Source organism: Chitinophaga eiseniae (assembly GCF_012641265.1).
Classification (GTDB): domain Bacteria; phylum Bacteroidota; class Bacteroidia; order Chitinophagales; family Chitinophagaceae; genus Chitinophaga; species Chitinophaga eiseniae_A.
In genome coordinates this window covers 819,894-838,120 of sequence record NZ_JABAHZ010000001.1, presented here as the reverse complement: position 1 = coordinate 838,120, position 18,227 = coordinate 819,894, and the positions used below count along the sequence as shown (strand labels likewise).

Genomic DNA, 18,227 nt, shown 5'->3' with positions numbered 1-18,227 from the left:
TACATGCAACCCATTATATGGCAAGCGCTGAGATGGCCTGCTACCGAATATTGTACCCTGCAGGATCATGCACAGGGAATGCTGGCCAACGGCAGAATTAACGGTGTTTACGAACAGCAGCCATTCTCCGTTCACTACACCATAGAAATTACGGCCGACTGGCGGGTATCTTCTTTCCATATCCGCCAGGAAGGGATACATTATACGGAGCTCAAACTCACCTCTGACCTGCATGGGCATTGGTTCGACAAAGACAATAACCACATTGCTGCCTTCGACCACTGTATAGATATTGATATCTCCCTGACCCCCTTTACCAATACATTGCCCATAAAACGGGAGTCATTTGAAGAGGGAGAAAGTAAAGTGTTAGATATGCTGTATATCAGCCTGCCCGCCTTTGAGTTGCAGAAAGTGCAGCAGCGCTATACCCGGATAGGCCGCCATGAATACCTGTATGAAAACATTGTCACTGACTTCAGTGCCAATATTCCTTTTGATCACCAGGGCATTGTGCAGGATTACCCTGGATTATTTAAGCGAATTTATTATTAGGAAAAAGCAGGGCGGTTTCCCGTACCAGCTCCGCAAAGATATCTGCCGCGCTCCACGCCTGTGCCTTACCAGCTGCTTGTCCCGCCCACATATTGATCCATTGCGGGTTATCCGCTTCCCTCGCCACTTTGCGTGCAGGCTGGGTTAACATATCCTGAAAAGGATAAGGGCAAAACGCCTCCCCCGCGGCTTCGAGTGCTGTCATCAGTTTATTACGCACACCTCTTGCCCAGCGCCCGGAAATGGCCCTGGTAAGCTGCGTGTCTGTATCTGTTATATGACCCAGTATAGCCTTATGTGCGGGAGTAGCCAGGCTTTCATGGCAACGGAGAAAAGCACTGCCCATTTGTACGCCGACGGCGCCCAGCATTCTCGCGGCGGCTATTCCCCTTGCATCCATAATACCCCCTGCTGCTATAACGGGCATGCGCACACGATCTGCAATTTGCGGTACCAACGCCATGGTGCCCGTTTGCGATAAGGGTCCGGGTAGGAAAGATCCCCGGTGCCCACCGGCTTCTATCCCCTGTGCCACAATGATATCTGCACCGGCCTCTTTCAGCGCCACTGCTTCCGCCACGCTGGTAGCGGTTCCCATGATATGCATACGATGCGCTTTCATTAAAGCAAATCCGTCGGCATCCGGCATACCGAAAGTGAAACTCACGGATTGAATGCCCGCAGCGATCAGCACCGGCAATTGTTCCCTCCAGGAATGAACCTGCAAATCTTCATATTTGATAGCTGCCGGTGTAAATCCGGCCGTCTGGTATAACTCGTGGATCAGCGCCTGCATACCATCAAAAGTGGAACGGTCAGGGGCCAGCTCTGGCTCGTAGGTAAACATATTCACCGCAAAGGGGTTGGCCGTCAGCGACTTTACTTCCCGGATCAGGGCAATTACCTTCTCTGGTGATAATCCTCCGATGGGCAGGGAGCCCATGCCCCCACTATTACTGATAGCAGCCACCATTGCGGGAGTAGTGATACCTAACATAGGGGCTTGTATCAGGGGGTAAGTGATACCCAGTAACCGGGTTAATTCGTTTTTCCATTCCATGACAATAAGGTTTGTTGAACGCAGTAATGACATCCCGGAAGGCGTTTCACTTTCCCGGTCATGTAAAGGTAGAAACTATTACGCAGTCTTAACGTATTTCAGGAAGCTGTTAGCGGAAACTCAATATGTTGGGCACTTTCAGGGCAGATACGTCAAACCGGAAATCAACAATGGTGGTAATCTCCAGCATACCTTTTTTCATCGGCTCCGGCGCATTGGGGTAATAATAACCGGATACCTTTATCGTATTCAGCGCCAGGTTTTCATTACGTACCCTGAAACCACCACCAATACCCAGGTAGATGGGATTTTGCAGCAGGTCGTCGTTATTGTTGTTAATCACGGACGCCTGCAGGGTGGTAAAGAAGTTAAATTTGAAGCCCAGTAATTTGAATGGACTGTAATACACCGTTTCTGAGCCGACATTCAAACGTTGAAAACCATTGAGCTTCGTGTTCTTGTATCCCCAGATGCCATTCTCCATGTTAACGTTGAGTGGCTTATTAAAAAAGGGATTAGGACTTTCCAGGTAATCGGCGGTAAAGAACTGGCGGAAGCGCGACTTCCGGAAAGTGAGCAGGCGGCTGTAATACTCCACCCTGGCATGGAAGACGGCATCTTCGGTGGAGCCCCGCAACCAAAATGTACTGAACCCCATCGAGGTATTGAAAAGTCCCTGGTGCCGGGTAATCCAGAACTTCTGTGCTTCCAGCCCCGTATACATCCTTCTCCGGCCTTTCCAGCTCTCCCACCCGCTGGTGGCGCTCAGATTATAGCCCAATGGAATATCCTCTGTACGGCCAAAGCCAAAGAAGTAGTGCGCTTTGAAATAGTCGACGCGGTAGGTTTCCAGTTGCAGCAAATAGAAGCGGTGGTTGTTATATACCGGATCGTCTTTATACCTGGCCTGGTCGGGCTTTCGCTGGAACGATAAATTATAGTGTCGCGCCAGCAGCGCCAGGTTGGGCTTACGTCCTATGGATCCGTCGTGTTTATAGTTGTTAATCAGGTTATAACCAATCCAACCGTCAATCACCGTATAGTTATAATCCCGGTAGAGGCTATCCCCCTGGTCGGCTAACGAACCGTGTATGTTGATAGACCAGTTCTTAGATATATTCAGTCCCCCTACCAGCTTAGCCGAATTCCGGTACAGGGGGCGGTTGAAATTAATAAATACGGCGCCCTCATAGGCATTAGTATCCAGTTGGGCATAATTGTTCAGCGTGGTATACCCCACGCTCATATCGATGAAAGAGCCAAACATATTGTATTTGGTATACCGTACTTCCGTATTCCAGGTAGGCGAGTAATCCGATCGCCACTGCATCCCAAATTTAATGCCTTGTCCTGCGCCAAAGAGGCCGTTGTTGGATACGCTGGCCCTGACATCGGTTGCGCTGAACTGTGTAAGGTCGGCACCATATTCAAACAGGTCTTTGGTAACCACTTCCACGTCGATAGAATCGCCGGCCGTACTTTTCACATAAATACGGGCATCCTGGATAAAGGGGCGGTTACGCAGGTAACGCTCATTGTCGGCCAGTTCAAAGGGATCCACCCGCTGGTCTTCCCGGAAGAACAGAGACTGCCGGATCACCCATTGTCTGGAATCATAGTGCAGGCGGTTAGCCAGGCGGAGCAATTTCATGGAAGAGGTGAAAGTGGTATCATTGATATTCCTGGGACCGAATACTTTTACCCTCCGGTAGTAAATATTGCGGATCACCTTACCGGCAAAGGGCGTAAAATAGGCCTCACTTTTAATGATGGTGCTGTCGTTGTCGTCGGAGCGTACCGGCTCATCCTGCCGGGTAATACGTTTGATGAGCGTTTGCCGGTAGCCTTTGTTACGCATGGAATCCCGGTACTCTCCTATTTTTTTAAACAGTCCACCCCCCGTTTTGTGCGGTATAGTATCAGTGGAAAGCGGGAACTGCTGGGCGCTGGCATATCCTGATGCCGGGCTAAGCAAACTTATTAGCCAGCAGATGACAGTTAATGTAGGCCATATTTTTAGATACTTCCTCAAGGATTAGCAGTAGGTAACAAGTATATTGAAAAAAAACGAGAACGCAGAAAGCCATACCGCTATTTCATGATGCTCGTTTCCCAACCGTCGTATTCGGCATTTACCTGTTGAGCCAGTTCCCACAGGCTCATGACTACGCTGTCGATGGTAGTTTCTACGGTATTATCAGCGCGGGCAATACAGAGTTTAAAGGGGAATTCCGGGTTATCTAATTTTTCATCTCTTACCAGGGAGAAACCATTTTCTTTGATGTGCTCCCAGTAAACGTTTTTATCCTCTTCTGTCCTGAAATGTATCCAGTGTTCAATGGTACGCTCTTTTTCTGACGCGTCTCCATGCTGACGGAGCATACGCAACACTTTCCTGTTTTGTATACGCTGAAATTCATATACGTCAGGGAAGAGAAAATCAAAATACAATTCCCAGTTATTATCTTCCTTCACCCCATAATCATAACGGTAATCGGGGAAACTGACCATCGCATCCGCAATGAATTTATCATGCAGTAACGTAGTGCCGGCATAAAAGTAGAAATCACGTACGCCATTAGAGAAGGTGCGGCCAACAAAGTGCGCATCCAGCTTGGTTTGCAGTTGTTCCACCAAACGATCTTCTATTTCACCCATGACGGCAAATTCATCGTTCTGCGGGAATCCGTCTTCACGTGGATGATTAAGATATACTGTTATATATATAGCATTCGGCTTTTCCTTCAATGGTGCAAATCGTCTCAGATCAAGGTCAAGGCCTATTACTGCTGGACTTTCCTCAATATGGCACGTGTAAATATCCCAGTCCGGTCGGTAATCCTTATGCATATAAAAAAATTAAAATAACGCAACAGCTGGCTGTAAAGATACGTTGCTCTCCGTTACTATGGAAAAGATAAACTTGTATTCAACGCTTTTTTATCCACAAATTTTAGCGTATGCTTTCCATTGGGCTCCATACACTTACAGGAAGCTTAACACTAATTAACAGTTGGGATATTTTTCTACAGTATTTCTATAACCTGCTACTACAAAGAATTCTGCGCAATTCTGAAGTTGAAATAGCAGACTGTAAAGGGTTCTGTCTGACCTTTCATCCTAAAAAACAGGCATTCTTTAGGCATAAGAACTAATTTTACGCCCGCTATAAATTGTTGGAAGCTATTATGAGAAAAATTGTATCGTTATTTACAGGTTGGCTATTATTGTTTGGTTGCTTTAGCACGATGGCACAACAACCCGGTGAAAAAGCCGGCCCGGGCAGCACCGGCATCATCTATGGTAAATTGCTGGACGCTCAGACTGGTAAACCTATTGAGTATGCCTCTGTGGCACTGCTGCGTCCCGACTCCTCTGTGCAAACAGGGATGCTCTCCAAAACCAATGGAGATTTCCGCTTTGAAAACATCGCCCTCAATAAATATATCCTTAAGATTAATTTCATAGGATACGAAACGATCTATAAAAATGCGGTCCTTTCTCCCAAAGCCAACAGTATCGATGTAGGTAACTTTAAATTGAAACCCAATGTAAAATCACTGGCGGCTGTGAATGTAGTAGGTGAAAAGCCTGCCTTTACTATGGCCATCGACAAACGGGTATTTAACGTAGAAAAGAACCTCGCCAGTATTGGCGGTACGGCTACCGATGTACTGAAACAGGTACCTTCTGTGAATGTAGATATAGACGGTAACGTTACTGTAAGAAATGGTACACCCACCATCTTCATTGATGGCCGGCCTTCTACATTGACGCTCGACCAGATCCCCGCCGATGCTATTCAGAATATCGAAGTGGTCACCAACCCCTCCGCAAAATATGATGCAGAAGGGATGAGCGGCATTCTCAACATCGTTCTAAAGAAAAATAAGAAAGCCGGTATCAACGGATCGGTGAATGCCGGCGGCTCCTCGCTGGGTAGTACCAATGGCGGTGTCGATTTCAACCTGCGCCAGGAGAAATTCAATTTCTTCATTAACTACAATTTCCGTAACCGCAAATCCCCGATGAACAGTCGCCTGTACCGGAAAAATATAGGCGCTGATACCACAACTTATACCGAGCAACTGGAAAGCGGTGACTTTTATCGCAAGTTCCAAACCGGTCGTATCGGGTTTGATTGGTTCATCGATAATCGTAATACAATTACCCTTTCTGAAAATATCACAGGAGGTAACTTCAATAAATATTTCGATCAAACCGTCAATGAGCTGGATGCCCACCAGCAGCGGGTTCGCTATGGCACCGGTATCGACAATACCCTGAACGGATTCCGTAACTACACTACCCAGCTGGGCTTCAAACATACTTTTGCAAAAGAAGGAGAAGAGCTGACCGCCGATTTTACTTATAACTACGCCACCGGCGACAACGGTTCTAATTACTCCCTCCAGTATTATGATCTTTCCGGCAAACCGGTCTATGATCCAAGGAAGCCTGAGCTACGCAATGGTAGCGGCGAAGGCACTACCACCTATCTCACCGCACAGGTGGATTATGTAAGGCCGCTCACCGAAAAGTCAAAGCTTGAAATGGGATTACGCAGTAACACCCGCAAATTTGATAACTACACGAATACCTTTGGTCAAAATTATCCTTCTGGTGATTTTGTGCTGGATTCTGCGCTTTCCAATAGTTATCACTACCAGGAACAGATTAACGCGGGCTATGTGAGCTATACCGGCGCCAAAGATAATTTTGGCTACCAGGTTGGCTTGAGGGCAGAACAGTCGAACTATGACGGGGAAACAAGACTGGGACAAAAATCGTCTTATAAAATCAGCTACCCGGTAAGCTTCTTCCCCAGCATCTTCCTGTCACAGAAATTCAAAGGCGATCATGAGTTGCAGCTGAACTATAGCCGTCGTATCCGCCGGCCCTGGTTCCGCGACCTGCTGCCAACGATCGACTATAGCGGGCAAAGCGCCAGCACCGGTAACCCGGATCTGAAGCCTGAATTCACCAACTCCTTTGAGTTGTCGTACCTGAAAGACTTTAATCATCAGCATAATCTCCTGGTATCCTTATACTATCGCAATACCGACAATGCCATTACTGATTTTTATGTAGATACCACCCTTACGCTGAACGGACAGGCGCAGCATGTGGTCTTGTCGTATCCTATTAATGCCAGCACCCGCAATTCTTACGGGGCGGAGTTTACCTTGAGGAGCCAGCTCACGAAAGCCTGGGACCTCACCACCAACGTAAACCTGGCCCAGACTAAGATCAATGCTACCGGCAACGGTAATAACCTGTCTAACCAGGGCTTTACCTGGTTTGGTAAATTAAACAGCAATACCAAACTGCCCTGGAACCTTACCTTACAGGTAAGTGCCGAATATGAGTCCAGGCAAATTTTACCACAGGGAGAAAGAAAAGCAAAATGGTCGGCCGATGCCGCAATCAAAAAAGACATGTTGAAGAATAAGGCATTGTCCATTTCCCTGGGCATTAACGATATCTTCAACACAGACCGTAATCTCAGCTATACCAGTACCGCATTTTCTGAACAGGAAAACTACCGTAAGCGTGCTTCCCGTGAACTGCGACTCAATGCCACCTGGCGTTTCGGCAAGATGGACACCAATTTATTCAAGCGAAAAAACAACCGTCCAAAAGATAACAACGGTGATATGAACGGAGGTGATAACTATTAATTCGTACTTTGTAGATCGTAAACATCTTTTATGGATTCTATTTATCACACTATTACCCTGCGGTTTCTGGCCGAACCATCGGACGTTAATTTCGGTGGAAAGGTACACGGCGGCTCCGTTATGAAGTGGATTGACCAGGCAGGTTACACCTGTGCGGCCAATTGGAGCGGGCAATACGCCGTTACTGTCTATGTGGGAGGCATTCGCTTCTTCAAGCCGATTGCTATTGGCGACCTCGTGGAAATCCAGGCCAAGATCATCTACACCGGTAACACCAGCATGCATATCTCCATAGATGTATTTGCCGGCAACCCGCGACAACAACAAAAATCAAAGACGACCCACTGCGTCATGGTATTTGCGGCAGTAGACGATACCGGGAAAACCGTGCCGGTACCCAAATGGATTCCGCAAACAGCCAATGAAATCAGCCTGGAAGGATATGCCAGGAAGCTGATGGACCTGCGTAAGGATATTGATGAAGAAATGAAGCCGTATTTATAATCGCATATAAAATAAAGCGGGACGCCATGGTGGCGTCCCGCTTTATTTTATACAATCAGCTTAGCTCGCAAACTGCATATCACTCAGGGTTCTATACAACCCGTCCAGTCCTATTAATTCATTGTGCGTACCTTCTTCTACAATACGTCCTTTATCGAGTACAATAATTTTATCCGCCTGCCTTACGGTGGCCAAACGATGGGCAATTACCAGGGAAGTACGGCCTTCCATGAGCTTATCCAGGGCATCCTGCACCAGTTTTTCCGACTCAGAATCCAGGGCAGACGTAGCTTCGTCCAATATCAGGATACGGGGATTTTTGAGTACCGCACGGGCAATGGCAATGCGTTGGCGCTGTCCGCCGGAGAGCTGTATGCCACGCTCTCCCACTACGGTGTCGAGTCCTAATGGGAACCTTTGTATGAATTCCCAGGCGTTGGCTTGTCGCGCGGCGGCTTCCATTTCGGCTACGGTAGCATCGGGTTTGCCATAGGCAATGTTCTCAGCAATGGTATCACCGAAAAGAAAAACATCCTGCGGTACTACGGCCATCTGCGAACGTAATTCCGATAATGGAAAAGATTTACTGTCTTTACCGTCGAACAAAATATGTCCGCTCACAGGGTCGTACAGGCGTAACAGTAAGGATACGATGGTACTTTTACCGGCGCCGCTGGGCCCTACCAACGCTACCTTCTGATCGGCATATACATCAAAGGAAACGCTATCCATGATGGTCAGATCCGGCCGGGAGGGATAATGGAAAGAGATATCGCGGAAGCTGATCTGCCCGTCCAGCTGGTTTTCGGGAGCAATAGTAGTCACCGGCGTAATATCTTCTGCCGGTTCGTCTAAGATTTCCAACAAGTGTTCAGTGGCGCCGATACTCTTTTGCAGGTTGGTATATACTTCCGCCAGCCCGGCCACAGAGCCGCCTATGAACAGGGAGTATAGCACAAAGGATAACAGTGCGGAAGTGGGCATGCCCATGGCTACGCCTCTCCAGATCACGGCTACCAGGGCGCCGAAGATGCCCAGGATAATAAAGGAAGAAAATGCGCCCCTGTATTTACCCCCTTTCATGCCCGTGCGGGCCGCTTCGTTGGTGCGTTTGCGGTAGCGCGCTATTTCAAAAAATTCGTTTGCAAATGCTTTTACATTCAGGATACCCTGTAAGGTTTCCTCTACCACCGTATTAGCGGCTGCTACCTGTTCCTGTACCTGCTTGGAAAACCGGCGGATGAATTTCCCGAAAAAAACGGCAGCTACCATCATGGCAGGCAACGTGGCCAGCATAAAGGCAGTCAGCCCGGGAGAAGTAATCAATAAAATTACAACGCCTCCTATGATGATAATCATCTGCCGGATAAACTCAGCCAGCGTGGTGGTAAAGGTTTCCTGCAACAAAGATATATCTGAGGATATACGGCTGCTCAACTCTCCTACCCGTCTTTCCAGGAAAAATTTCATAGGCAGCTTAATCAGGTGGCTGTACACCGTTTGGCGAAGGGTGGCCAGTGTTCTCTCGGTCACATTCACAAATAATATAATGCGAAAAAATGAAAACACAGACTGTCCTACAAGCACTGCTACCAATAGTACACCCGCCAGGTTCATGCCTTTAAATAATTGTTCGCTGCTTTTCGGATCTACCAGGTTACCTAATAATTTGGGAAGTGCCAGGCCAGCCAGGCTGGAAACCAGGAGAAACAGGAGTCCCAGGGCAAATTGAGCCCAGTAGGGTTTTACATAACGGAATAGTCGGAATGTTTTCTTGAGGGAAGCCAGCTTAATGGGTGGCTGCTGCGTCGCTGCGGTGGTGTCGTTTTGCATTCGGATATAAACTTTTTATATAGAGGTTGACGAACGATATCCAAATATATTGCAAAAAGAGCGATAAAATAATGATGCCTCCGTTGCTTACCCGCAAGGTATAAACATCGGAGGCATCGGTTGACGTACTAGCGACGCGGCCTGTTTTTGGACGAATCCCCGGCGCCAGTACCATAGCGGGCCGAATCTTCCCCGGGATTGATGGCACCCGGAGGCGTTTGCGCCGCCGGCGCCGTATCTGCCGGCGTAACGGCTCCCGTACCCATCCCGATTGAATCTGTGGAGTTGTTGAGAGAATCTGTCGCCGGTTTGTGACCGTTTCCACAGGCGACGAGCATTAAAGTGGCTACTCCCGCTGCCAGGAACATGTTTGATACTTTCATCATATTGACTGTTTAAGGGTGAAGTAATCATTTGAATGAGTTAACCTGCTACTTCCCCTTATGGTGTTTGATCAATGACGCGTAGTATCGGGCTTTGTTTTCATGGTATCCACGGGTATTACACTGGTACTGTCTACACGGGGCATAGACACCGCAGCTGAATCTGCTTCCCTGCTGGCTTCTTTACTACCACTGCAGCTAAAAAGAAAAATGCTGAGCATTCCGGTCAGGCAAATGATAATACAGGCTTTATAGAAAAATGGTTCCATCCGGGCATAATTTATAGTGAAAAAACGCGGCTGCTAAAACGACGAACACACGAGTGGTTTAATTTTCCTTTTGTATTGAAAGAATTGTGCCAACGCTTACATTTGTAAGAAGATATTTTTTTGCCCCATGAAACATGTATTGCAAATCATAGAAGAAGATCAGCTCCTCAAAATATTGATCGCACTGCTAGTGGGTTCCCTACTGGGGATAGAAAGGGAGTACAAACGTAAAGCGGCAGGTATGCGTACTATGACGCTGATCTGCATTGGCAGTACGGTTTTCACAATATTGTCGGCCGAAATGGGATTTCCCAATTCCCCTGATCGTGTTGCCTCCAACATTCTCACAGGCGTTGGGTTTATCGGCGCCGGCGTTATCTTCAAAGGTGACTTTACCATTGATGGCATTACTACTGCCGCATCCATCTGGATAGCAGCAGCATTGGGAATGGCAGTGGGAATGAGCCAGTACTGGCTGGCAGCCGCCGCGCTGGCAGGGTCTTTGGTGGTATTGATATTGCTGGAATATGTAGAAAAAAGTATTGCCGACATCAACGATAAACGGGTGTACACGATTTATTTTTATGAAGATAAATCTCCACATCCCGATGTGGAGGCCACATTGCAATCGTTTCATCTTAAATACAAGAAAATGCTGACGGTGAGGAAAGAAAATGTAATAGAGATGAACTACGCTGTGCGGGGGCATCGCGACAAAATGGAACAATTAGATGAATTTTTGCTACAGCAAAAAGACATCTTCGAGTACCAGATCCAGGCTAATCCCCTATAGCAGCTTCTTAACTTTTTTTATATGCCTTCATATGCTGATATGCCACTACACTACGGTCAGGTACCACCCTGGCTGGCCCGCCGAATGAGCCTTTTAGGCGGTGCTATTGTAGAGTCCATTGTGACCGATTATGGCAAAGGAGAAGTGATTAAAAGGCTCAGCGATCCCTGCTGGTTCCAGGCACTGGGTTGCGTGCTGGGCATGGACTGGCATTCTTCCGGTATTACTACCAGTGTGATGGGGGCATTGAAAAAAGCCGTTAATCCCCGTGCAGCGGAACTGGGTATCTATATCTGCGGTGGCAAAGGCCGTTACAGCAAACAAACACCCGCCGAACTCATCGCCATTGCCGATAAAACCGGCTTACCGGGCGATCAGCTGGTATACAGCAGTAAGCTGACTGCCAAAGTCGATAATACCGCCATACAGGACGGCTTTCAGTTATACCTGCATTCCTTCATCCTGTCGGACGAAGGAGAATGGGCCGTAGTGCAGCAGGGCATGAATGACGCCAGTAGCATGGCCCGGCGCTATCATTGGCACTCCGCTGCCTTTAAGTCCTTTACGGAAGCGCCGCATACATTTATTTACGGCCGCAACCAGGGACAAATCCTCAACCTCACCGACCTTCAGGCCGATAGCACCAAATCAGGCATCTTACAACTTACCAAAGAAAAGCCAGCACACCTGTTACCGGAAATCAAACAGCTGATCATGCCGGAGCATCACGATGTAAGAGCAGAAAATGTGAACCTGAAACGGCTGGGGAGCGTACTGGCATTAGCGCATGACACCAACCCGGCCAATTTTGAAACGCTATTGATGCTGGAAGGCGTAGGCCCGCGCACGTTACAGTCGCTCACCCTGGTGAGTGAAGTGATACATGGCACTCCTTCCCGGTTTGAAGACCCGGCCCGGTTTTCGTTTGCCCATGGAGGTAAGGACGGGCATCCATTCCCCGTGCCTACCCGTATTTACGATGAAACGATTCATACGCTTAAAGAAGCCCTGTATAAGGCTAAAATCGGGGAATCTGATAAGAAGGATGCCATCAGGAAGCTATCTGTATTATCACAACAAATAGAAAAAGATTTCGAACCCAACACCAACTTCGATAAATTAATTGAACAGGAACGTCAAAACTCCTGGCAATACGGTGGTAGAACCGTTTTCGGGAAGGCGGTGAAACCCACGCCACCTCAAAACGGAGATCAACTGACCCTTTTCTGAATGGATCTGTAAACAAACGGATATGCCGGACTATAATGAATTAACCGTTCCCGAGGCTACCCTGCTGCAACGGGAGCTACAGGAAAAAGTAACGCTGGTTCCTTATAAGGGCCCTTTGAACTATATCGCAGGCGCCGATATCTCTTTCAATAAATTCAGCACCACCGTATACGCGGGTATCGTGTTGTTAAAGTTTCCATCGCTGATACCAGTGGGTTATAGCCTGGTGAAGAAAGAGGTACACTTTCCTTATGTACCCGGATTCCTCGCCTTCCGGGAGGTACCTGCCCTGCTGGACGCCTGGGAGCAGTTGCCATTAAAACCTGATATACTGGTGGTGGATGGGCACGGCATTGCACACCCGCGCCGCATGGGTATTGCCAGCCATTTTGGTGTACTGGCGCAACAGGCCACTATCGGCAGCGCCAAGAAAAAACTATATGGCGTATATGAGGAACCGGGACCTGAAAAAGGCAGTGTTAGCCCGTTGACGGATCGAAAGGGGCAGCTGTTAGGAAATGTATTGAGAAGTAAAACCAATGTAAAACCCATCTTTGTTTCCCCCGGTCACCTGGTCGATGTTCCTGATAGCCTGCGCATTCTCCGGCAGTGTATACAAAAGTACCGGCTGCCTGAGCCTACGCGGCTGGCGCATAATGCCGTGAATCAATTCCGCCTGGGCGCCATCCCGGAAGGATGGACGGGAATGAGCTGAAAGTATAAAGCTTTCCCCTTTATTAAAATTTTATCCAGGCAATATTGGCTTTCTTCTCCAATCCCTTTCGTGAGATCACCAGGGTAGCATAGGTACGGGAAGCGGCGTTGTAATCCGCAGCGCCCATCATACAGGCATATCCTTTCGTTACTTCCGGCATGCCAAATAAAAAGAGCTTTTCCATTTTACCATTATAAAAACGACAACAGATAAAATTAGCATCTACAGCGAATTTCAGCGGTTTGCGCACCCGGTCTTGCCCACCGGTATCCAGGTATTGCAAGTAGTCGTTAAACAACACAAAAGATGCGTCGGGTGTAGCGATGTAGTCGTAAGAAAGATAGGTGTTCGTATTGAGGGCAGCAATTTTATTGCGGAATATCCACGCACTCTTGGCCCTGCGTTGTAGCTGGAAAGGCTCACATACGCCGGTAATGACCTGGTATTTGGATATGGCCACAGCGCTTTGCTCCCGACCTGCCGTGTCGAGCCGGCTGATGCCGATGTCGCCCAGGTTGGTATGGAGCTTACTGATTTGTGAATTGCCCTGTTTGTAAAACGACAGGTTTTCCAGCAAGAGTGTACTGCTGCCATCTTCGTGTAGCAGTAACCGTTGTGGTGTTCCTTTAAAGTCGTCCTTATAGCCCAGCTCCTGTTGCGCTTTACCGTTGAGTTCCGGGAGCTTCCATTCCATATGCCTGCGTAGCTTCCCGTTGGGCGCCTGGAAAACATTCATCATCATACCATTGACCGGATGGTTCAGTAAGAGGTATACCTGCGATAATGCAGTTGCAGTCCGGATATACCCGGTCATATTACCGGCGCCGGCAGTATAGTCGAGCACCCGGTGTGCAAAGGTGGCCGAGTCGGGCGATAGCATGGAAAAGAGCACTTTGGGCGCCGCATCTCCTTCTTTCCTTTTAGCATTAAAACCAACGGTAGCCAGGTACACCTTTTCTTTACCCTGTACCGTCATATCGATATAACTGAAATAGCTATACGATGTATCGGGCAGGTAAAACCATCCCTGGTGGATCATTTCATGCGATGGTGAAAAATGCAGTACCTGAATGCGTTCGTGAATGCTGTCGTTTTTCTGGATAGCTGCACCTGAAAACAGGGCCACTGCATAGTAGTCGCTGTCGGGATCCTTTTCTACATAACAATCGTGAGAGGCGAGATTATCTTCGGCAAATACGCTGCGATGCTGTATGGACGGTAGCTCTCCCAGTTTATCTTCCCGCAGTAGCTGGCCTGTTTGTCCGTCCAGGACCAGGCGATACAGCACCGGGTTATATTTCACCAGCTGTTGCAGGAAAATAACCGGTTGTCCGCTGATCTCGTAAATCCCGTCTATTTCGGTCGATTCCAGGTCTTCCGCATTCCATTGTGTGGTGTGTATCGTATCATTGACAACCGGCTCCCGCTGTGGGTTATATATGGTTAGCAACAGTCCTTCTTTCTTTCCAAAATGCAGGTATACCGTGTTGCCGTTTTTCAGCTGCAGGAGTTTATCCCAACCGTCTCCAGGCTCTCCGAAGGCCGGACTCATGGTAACAACGGGTATCTGCGCAAAAGCCGCTGTGTGTAGCATTAATCCCACTAAAAGAACCGGCCATCTTAGATATGTCATCATTCAATTAATTAATAATTTCAAATATATGAAATATTTTAAATTCCTAAAGAGATAGTGAACAGAGAGGATTGTTTGGAGGATAGTTATGGCTGAGATGATATTATATTATGAATTGTCCTTAAATTAGCCGCATGAATTGCCTGATAGTAGACGATAATAAGCTGGCGCGTACTGCCATGAGGCAGTTGGCCAGTCACGTAGAGCAACTGCAGGTTGTAGGCGAATGCAATAGCGCCATGGAAGCCTACAATATTTTGCAAAAAGAGAAAATAGATCTCCTGCTCCTGGATATTGAGATGCCCGGCATGAGTGGACTGGAGCTGACCCGCAACCTCGGGAAAAAGCGCCCGGTGATTATCTTTACCACGGTGAAAAAAGAGTATGCGGTAGAAGCGTTTGAGTTGAATGTAGCCGATTACCTGATCAAACCTGTGCCTCCTGCCCGCTTTATCCAGGCTATCGAGAAAGCCCGGGAAATCGTTGACAGCAACAACCGGGAGCTACAGGTATCAGACAATGAATTTGTGTTTATACGGGACAATGGTGTTTTAAAGAGAATACGAACAGAAGATATTCTCTTCCTGGAAGCCATGGGTGACTATGTAAAACTGAATACGCCTCAGAAGTTTCATGCCATTCATACCACCCTGAAAGCGCTGGAAGAAAAGCTGCCAGCAGGGAAATTTATGCGGGTGCATCGTTCTTATATAGTTGCGCTCGACAAAATCGAGTCTATAGAAGACGGTACCATTATTATCCAGAAGAATGCCATCCCCGTAGCAGATGCGTACAGGGCAGCCCTGAATAATAAGCTCAACCTCCTTTGATTCAACGACACTTTCCCCTTTTTGACCGATAGCTGCCGCCCATTGGGCCATAAGTTAAAGTACTGCCTTTGAACCCGTTGTATCTTTAGGTCGTCAAACAAATTGATCACTAATTAAAGTATACAACCATGAAAAAGTTTAGTATTATCATCGCTGCAGCTATGTTGTTTATGAGTGTATCAGTATTTGCTCAAACAACTAATCCTGCTCCTAAGAAAGAAAAAGCTAAGAAGGAGATGAAGGAAGAAAAGAATGAAACTGCAAAGCAGGAAAAGAAGGAAGAAAAGCAGGAAAAGAAAATGGCTAAATCTCATAAGATGCACAAGCATCACCATCATGCAAAAGCTGCTGCACCAGCTGCACCGAAAGCAAAATAATTACATACTGTTATTCAGTTTTTTCAACACCTTAGCCTCAGAGTAATGCTGCTCTGAGGCTAAGTTTCTAAGGAACTACAGAATAAATAAGTATTTTTAATGAACTGGCATCCTATATCAGCATTTTATATGTACTAAACTGTCATGCAGCCTAAAAGAATCAAATATTACCTCCTCGGCCTGTTCATTACCGGAATGATATTGTTTGTTGTGCTGCAATTTAACTCCGCCAATAATATCCGCAAACTGATTAAAGGCAATGAACAACTACTGCAGGAACTGAATGTAAAGAATGAATTACAGAAGCTGCAAACCAATATGGCCAGGACCGACAGTAAAGTACGTGGAGCGGTCATTTCCCAGGATACCACCCATATTACCGGCATTGAAGCCGAGATAGCCGTTATCAAAGCCGACCTCAAAGAGATTAATAAAATCATCAAAAACGATAGTACCGAAAGATTGCTCACCCAGCTTAATTACCTGGTAGATGAGAAAAATAACTTTAACCTGATGGTGCTCGATACTTTCTACAGCAATGGTAAATGGGCGGCAGAAAGAATGATCAACAACCAGAAAGGCAAACGCCTGGGAGAAGCCATCAACAGCATTATCCGGCAACTCGACACTACCCGGCAAACGGAAGTAAACCGTACTACCCACCTGATCGACAGCAGCGGACAGAAAGCGCAAAGCTGGGGAAGCGTACTCGTTTTCTTTGCCTGTCTCACCAGCCTGCTGGCATTCCTGTACATCACCAGCCGTATACACCGGCAAGAGCAATTGATTGAAGCACTAGATGCCTCCCAGCAACAGGAGAAAAAACTGGCCGCCGTAAAAGACCAGTTCCTGGCCAATATGAGCCACGAAATTCGCACACCCATGAATGCCGTACTGGGATTCACCCATTTATTGAAAGCGCAACCCCTCACCGATAAATCAAAGGAATATGTGGGCGCCATCGAAAACGCTGGACAAAGTTTGCTGGAAATTATTAACGACATCCTGGATATCTCTAAAATAGAATCCGGTATGATGCGGATTGAAGCCAGCGCCTTCAGTTTACGCAGTGTTTTGCATGGCGTAAACACCATGTTCAAACCTAAAGCAGAAGAAAAACAACTGCACCTGTCCGTAACCATTGACGATAATGTACCTGATATCCTATACGGTGATGTAATGCGCCTTACCCAGGTACTGATCAATCTCGCCAGCAATGCCGTGAAGTTTACACAGGAAGGAAACGTACGTATACACGCAGCTAGAATCTGGGCGGAAGACAATGCTGTTCGTATATTGTTTACCGTTAGTGACACCGGTATTGGCATAGATCCCTCCAAACTGGACGCAATATTCGATCGCTTCAACCAGGCGGAAGCTTCTACCACCCGCAAATTTGGAGGTACCGGCTTAGGTTTAACAATTGTTAAACAACTGATAGAACTGCAAAATGGTTTTATTTCCGTAGAAAGCAAACCCGGAGAGGGCACCACGTTTAAGGTAGAACTGCCCTACACCCTGGCTGATTCCCTGTTGGAGGAAGGCAATGCTTACTTCACAGAAAACGATCAATTGCCCTTACATCCCGATGTGCGTATACTTGTAGCGGAAGACAATAAACTAAATCAGAACCTGCTACGTCATCTGCTGACTGGCTGGCACCTGCAATATAAAATTGTCACCAACGGAAAAGAAGTATTACAGGCGTTAGACAAGCAACATTTCGACCTGGTACTGATGGATATTCAAATGCCGGAAATGGACGGCTATAGCGCCGTACAGGCTATCCGCAACGAACTTCATTCCACCATCCCGGTCATCGCCATGACTGCTCATGCTATGGCAGGAGAAAGAGAAAAATGTTTGCAGATGGGCATGAATGAATATATTTCAAAACCCATTATTGAAGAAGAACTGTATAAACTCATCCAGGTATATATCGGGAAACTTCCTCCCCGGGAATTACCTGCCACTAATCATTTACCACATGAAAATGGTACCCATCAGCTGATTAATATGCATTACCTGCATGATTTATCCAAGGGCAATACCAGCTTTGAAAAAAATATGCTGGAACAGTTCATCACACAATTACCGGAAGAATTATCCCTGCTAAAAAAAGCGGTGGTGGCAGAAGATATAGCTGCTATCCGTGCCAGCGCACATAACCTCAAAACAACAGTATCCTTTATTGGCCTGGAGGATCACCTCTATCCTATCCTGGAGCCACTCGAAAAAGTACAGGAAAATAATTATCATGCAGCAGTGGTGGCGGGGCAGTTTAATACCCTGAAACAGCTGTGTATACAGGCTGTACAAGAAGCGATCAACATTTTATTGTAGCTGTATTTCGCCTATCACTGC

The 18,227-nt window shown here is 47.2% G+C and carries 16 protein-coding genes; 9 read left to right on the top strand and 7 right to left on the bottom strand.

What is annotated here, in order from left to right:
- Window positions 1-3 precede the first annotated feature (3 nt).
- A complete protein-coding gene (locus tag HGH91_RS03395; protein WP_168737039.1) occupies window positions 4-555 on the top strand; it encodes a putative glycolipid-binding domain-containing protein in 552 nt (183 codons plus the stop codon).
- On the opposite strand, the gene HGH91_RS03390 is transcribed toward HGH91_RS03395, so the two are convergent.
- The 3 genes from HGH91_RS03390 to HGH91_RS03380 form a co-directional block, all read right to left on the bottom strand.
- Entirely contained in the window at window positions 536-1,615 is a 1,080-nt protein-coding gene (locus HGH91_RS03390; RefSeq protein WP_168737038.1) for an NAD(P)H-dependent flavin oxidoreductase, read from the bottom strand. The two genes, HGH91_RS03395 and HGH91_RS03390, sit on opposite strands and share 20 nt — an antisense overlap.
- A gap of 109 nt (window positions 1,616-1,724) precedes the next feature.
- Window positions 1,725-3,647 carry a hypothetical protein gene (locus HGH91_RS03385; RefSeq protein ID WP_168737037.1) on the bottom strand — a complete coding sequence of 641 codons (1,923 nt, stop codon included), beginning with the start codon at window positions 3,645-3,647 and terminating at the stop codon, window positions 1,725-1,727.
- Window positions 3,648-3,706: 59 nt separating this feature from the next.
- Entirely contained in the window at window positions 3,707-4,465 is a 759-nt protein-coding gene (locus tag HGH91_RS03380; protein ID WP_168737036.1) for a DUF695 domain-containing protein, read from the bottom strand.
- Between the two features lie 338 nt (window positions 4,466-4,803).
- Here HGH91_RS03380 and HGH91_RS03375 point away from each other — a divergent pair, with 338 nt between their 5' ends.
- Both HGH91_RS03375 and HGH91_RS03370 read left to right on the top strand, forming a co-directional pair.
- Window positions 4,804-7,296 carry an outer membrane beta-barrel family protein gene (locus HGH91_RS03375; protein ID WP_168737035.1) on the top strand — a complete coding sequence of 831 codons (2,493 nt, stop codon included), beginning with the start codon at window positions 4,804-4,806 and terminating at the stop codon, window positions 7,294-7,296.
- Window positions 7,297-7,326: 30 nt separating this feature from the next.
- Window positions 7,327-7,800, top strand: coding sequence for an acyl-CoA thioesterase (locus HGH91_RS03370; RefSeq protein WP_168737034.1), 474 nt, complete (start codon window positions 7,327-7,329; stop codon window positions 7,798-7,800).
- Between the two features lie 60 nt (window positions 7,801-7,860).
- Here the strand turns inward: HGH91_RS03370 and HGH91_RS03365 are convergent, their stop codons facing one another.
- The 3 genes from HGH91_RS03365 to HGH91_RS03355 form a co-directional block, all read right to left on the bottom strand.
- Window positions 7,861-9,633 (bottom strand): ABC transporter ATP-binding protein, encoded by a 1,773-nt coding sequence (locus tag HGH91_RS03365; RefSeq protein WP_168737033.1) that lies wholly within the window; start codon window positions 9,631-9,633, stop codon window positions 7,861-7,863.
- Window positions 9,634-9,761: 128 nt separating this feature from the next.
- Entirely contained in the window at window positions 9,762-10,019 is a 258-nt protein-coding gene (locus HGH91_RS03360; protein ID WP_168737032.1) for a hypothetical protein, read from the bottom strand.
- Window positions 10,020-10,087: 68 nt separating this feature from the next.
- Window positions 10,088-10,285: a DUF4348 domain-containing protein gene (locus HGH91_RS03355; protein ID WP_168737031.1), complete on the bottom strand. Its 198-nt coding sequence runs from the start codon at window positions 10,283-10,285 to the stop codon at window positions 10,088-10,090.
- Window positions 10,286-10,412: 127 nt separating this feature from the next.
- Here HGH91_RS03355 and HGH91_RS03350 point away from each other — a divergent pair, with 127 nt between their 5' ends.
- The 3 genes from HGH91_RS03350 to nfi are packed head-to-tail and all read left to right on the top strand — an operon-like array spanning window position 10,413 to window position 13,023.
- Window positions 10,413-11,078, top strand: coding sequence for an MgtC/SapB family protein (locus tag HGH91_RS03350; protein ID WP_168737030.1), 666 nt, complete (start codon window positions 10,413-10,415; stop codon window positions 11,076-11,078).
- 21 nt (window positions 11,079-11,099) lie between these two features.
- A complete protein-coding gene (locus HGH91_RS03345; RefSeq protein WP_168737029.1) occupies window positions 11,100-12,308 on the top strand; it encodes a DUF763 domain-containing protein in 1,209 nt (402 codons plus the stop codon).
- A 22-nt stretch (window positions 12,309-12,330) separates the two neighbouring features.
- A complete protein-coding gene (gene nfi / locus HGH91_RS03340; RefSeq protein ID WP_168737028.1) occupies window positions 12,331-13,023 on the top strand; it encodes a deoxyribonuclease V in 693 nt (230 codons plus the stop codon).
- Between the two features lie 22 nt (window positions 13,024-13,045).
- Here nfi and HGH91_RS03335 read toward each other — a convergent pair whose 3' ends face one another.
- A complete protein-coding gene (locus HGH91_RS03335) occupies window positions 13,046-14,617 on the bottom strand; it encodes a hypothetical protein (protein WP_168737027.1) in 1,572 nt (523 codons plus the stop codon).
- 173 nt (window positions 14,618-14,790) lie between these two features.
- Here HGH91_RS03335 and HGH91_RS03330 point away from each other — a divergent pair, with 173 nt between their 5' ends.
- From HGH91_RS03330 to HGH91_RS03320, 3 genes are all read left to right on the top strand, one after another.
- Window positions 14,791-15,486, top strand: a complete 696-nt coding sequence (locus HGH91_RS03330; protein ID WP_168737026.1) for a LytR/AlgR family response regulator transcription factor — start codon at window positions 14,791-14,793, stop codon at window positions 15,484-15,486.
- 128 nt (window positions 15,487-15,614) lie between these two features.
- Window positions 15,615-15,863, top strand: coding sequence for a hypothetical protein (locus HGH91_RS03325; RefSeq protein WP_168737025.1), 249 nt, complete (start codon window positions 15,615-15,617; stop codon window positions 15,861-15,863).
- Window positions 15,864-16,007: 144 nt separating this feature from the next.
- Entirely contained in the window at window positions 16,008-18,206 is a 2,199-nt protein-coding gene (locus HGH91_RS03320; RefSeq protein WP_168737024.1) for a hybrid sensor histidine kinase/response regulator, read from the top strand.
- The last annotated feature ends 21 nt before the right edge of the window (window positions 18,207-18,227 follow it).

Coding starts and splice junctions, on each gene's coding strand:
- HGH91_RS03395 (WP_168737039.1), top strand. CDS start 4: ATGCAACCCATTATATGGCAAGCGCTGAGATGGCCTGCTACCGAATAT.
- HGH91_RS03320 (WP_168737024.1), top strand. CDS start 16,008: ATGCAGCCTAAAAGAATCAAATATTACCTCCTCGGCCTGTTCATTACC.
- HGH91_RS03360 (WP_168737032.1), bottom strand. CDS start 10,019: ATGATGAAAGTATCAAACATGTTCCTGGCAGCGGGAGTAGCCACTTTA.
- nfi (WP_168737028.1), top strand. CDS start 12,331: ATGCCGGACTATAATGAATTAACCGTTCCCGAGGCTACCCTGCTGCAA.
- HGH91_RS03325 (WP_168737025.1), top strand. CDS start 15,615: ATGAAAAAGTTTAGTATTATCATCGCTGCAGCTATGTTGTTTATGAGT.
- HGH91_RS03365 (WP_168737033.1), bottom strand. CDS start 9,633: ATGCAAAACGACACCACCGCAGCGACGCAGCAGCCACCCATTAAGCTG.
- HGH91_RS03390 (WP_168737038.1), bottom strand. CDS start 1,615: ATGGAATGGAAAAACGAATTAACCCGGTTACTGGGTATCACTTACCCC.
- HGH91_RS03330 (WP_168737026.1), top strand. CDS start 14,791: ATGAATTGCCTGATAGTAGACGATAATAAGCTGGCGCGTACTGCCATG.
- HGH91_RS03335 (WP_168737027.1), bottom strand. CDS start 14,617: ATGCTACACACAGCGGCTTTTGCGCAGATACCCGTTGTTACCATGAGT.
- HGH91_RS03370 (WP_168737034.1), top strand. CDS start 7,327: ATGGATTCTATTTATCACACTATTACCCTGCGGTTTCTGGCCGAACCA.
- HGH91_RS03350 (WP_168737030.1), top strand. CDS start 10,413: ATGAAACATGTATTGCAAATCATAGAAGAAGATCAGCTCCTCAAAATA.
- HGH91_RS03345 (WP_168737029.1), top strand. CDS start 11,100: ATGCCTTCATATGCTGATATGCCACTACACTACGGTCAGGTACCACCC.
- HGH91_RS03380 (WP_168737036.1), bottom strand. CDS start 4,465: ATGCATAAGGATTACCGACCGGACTGGGATATTTACACGTGCCATATT.
- HGH91_RS03355 (WP_168737031.1), bottom strand. CDS start 10,285: ATGGAACCATTTTTCTATAAAGCCTGTATTATCATTTGCCTGACCGGA.
- HGH91_RS03375 (WP_168737035.1), top strand. CDS start 4,804: ATGAGAAAAATTGTATCGTTATTTACAGGTTGGCTATTATTGTTTGGT.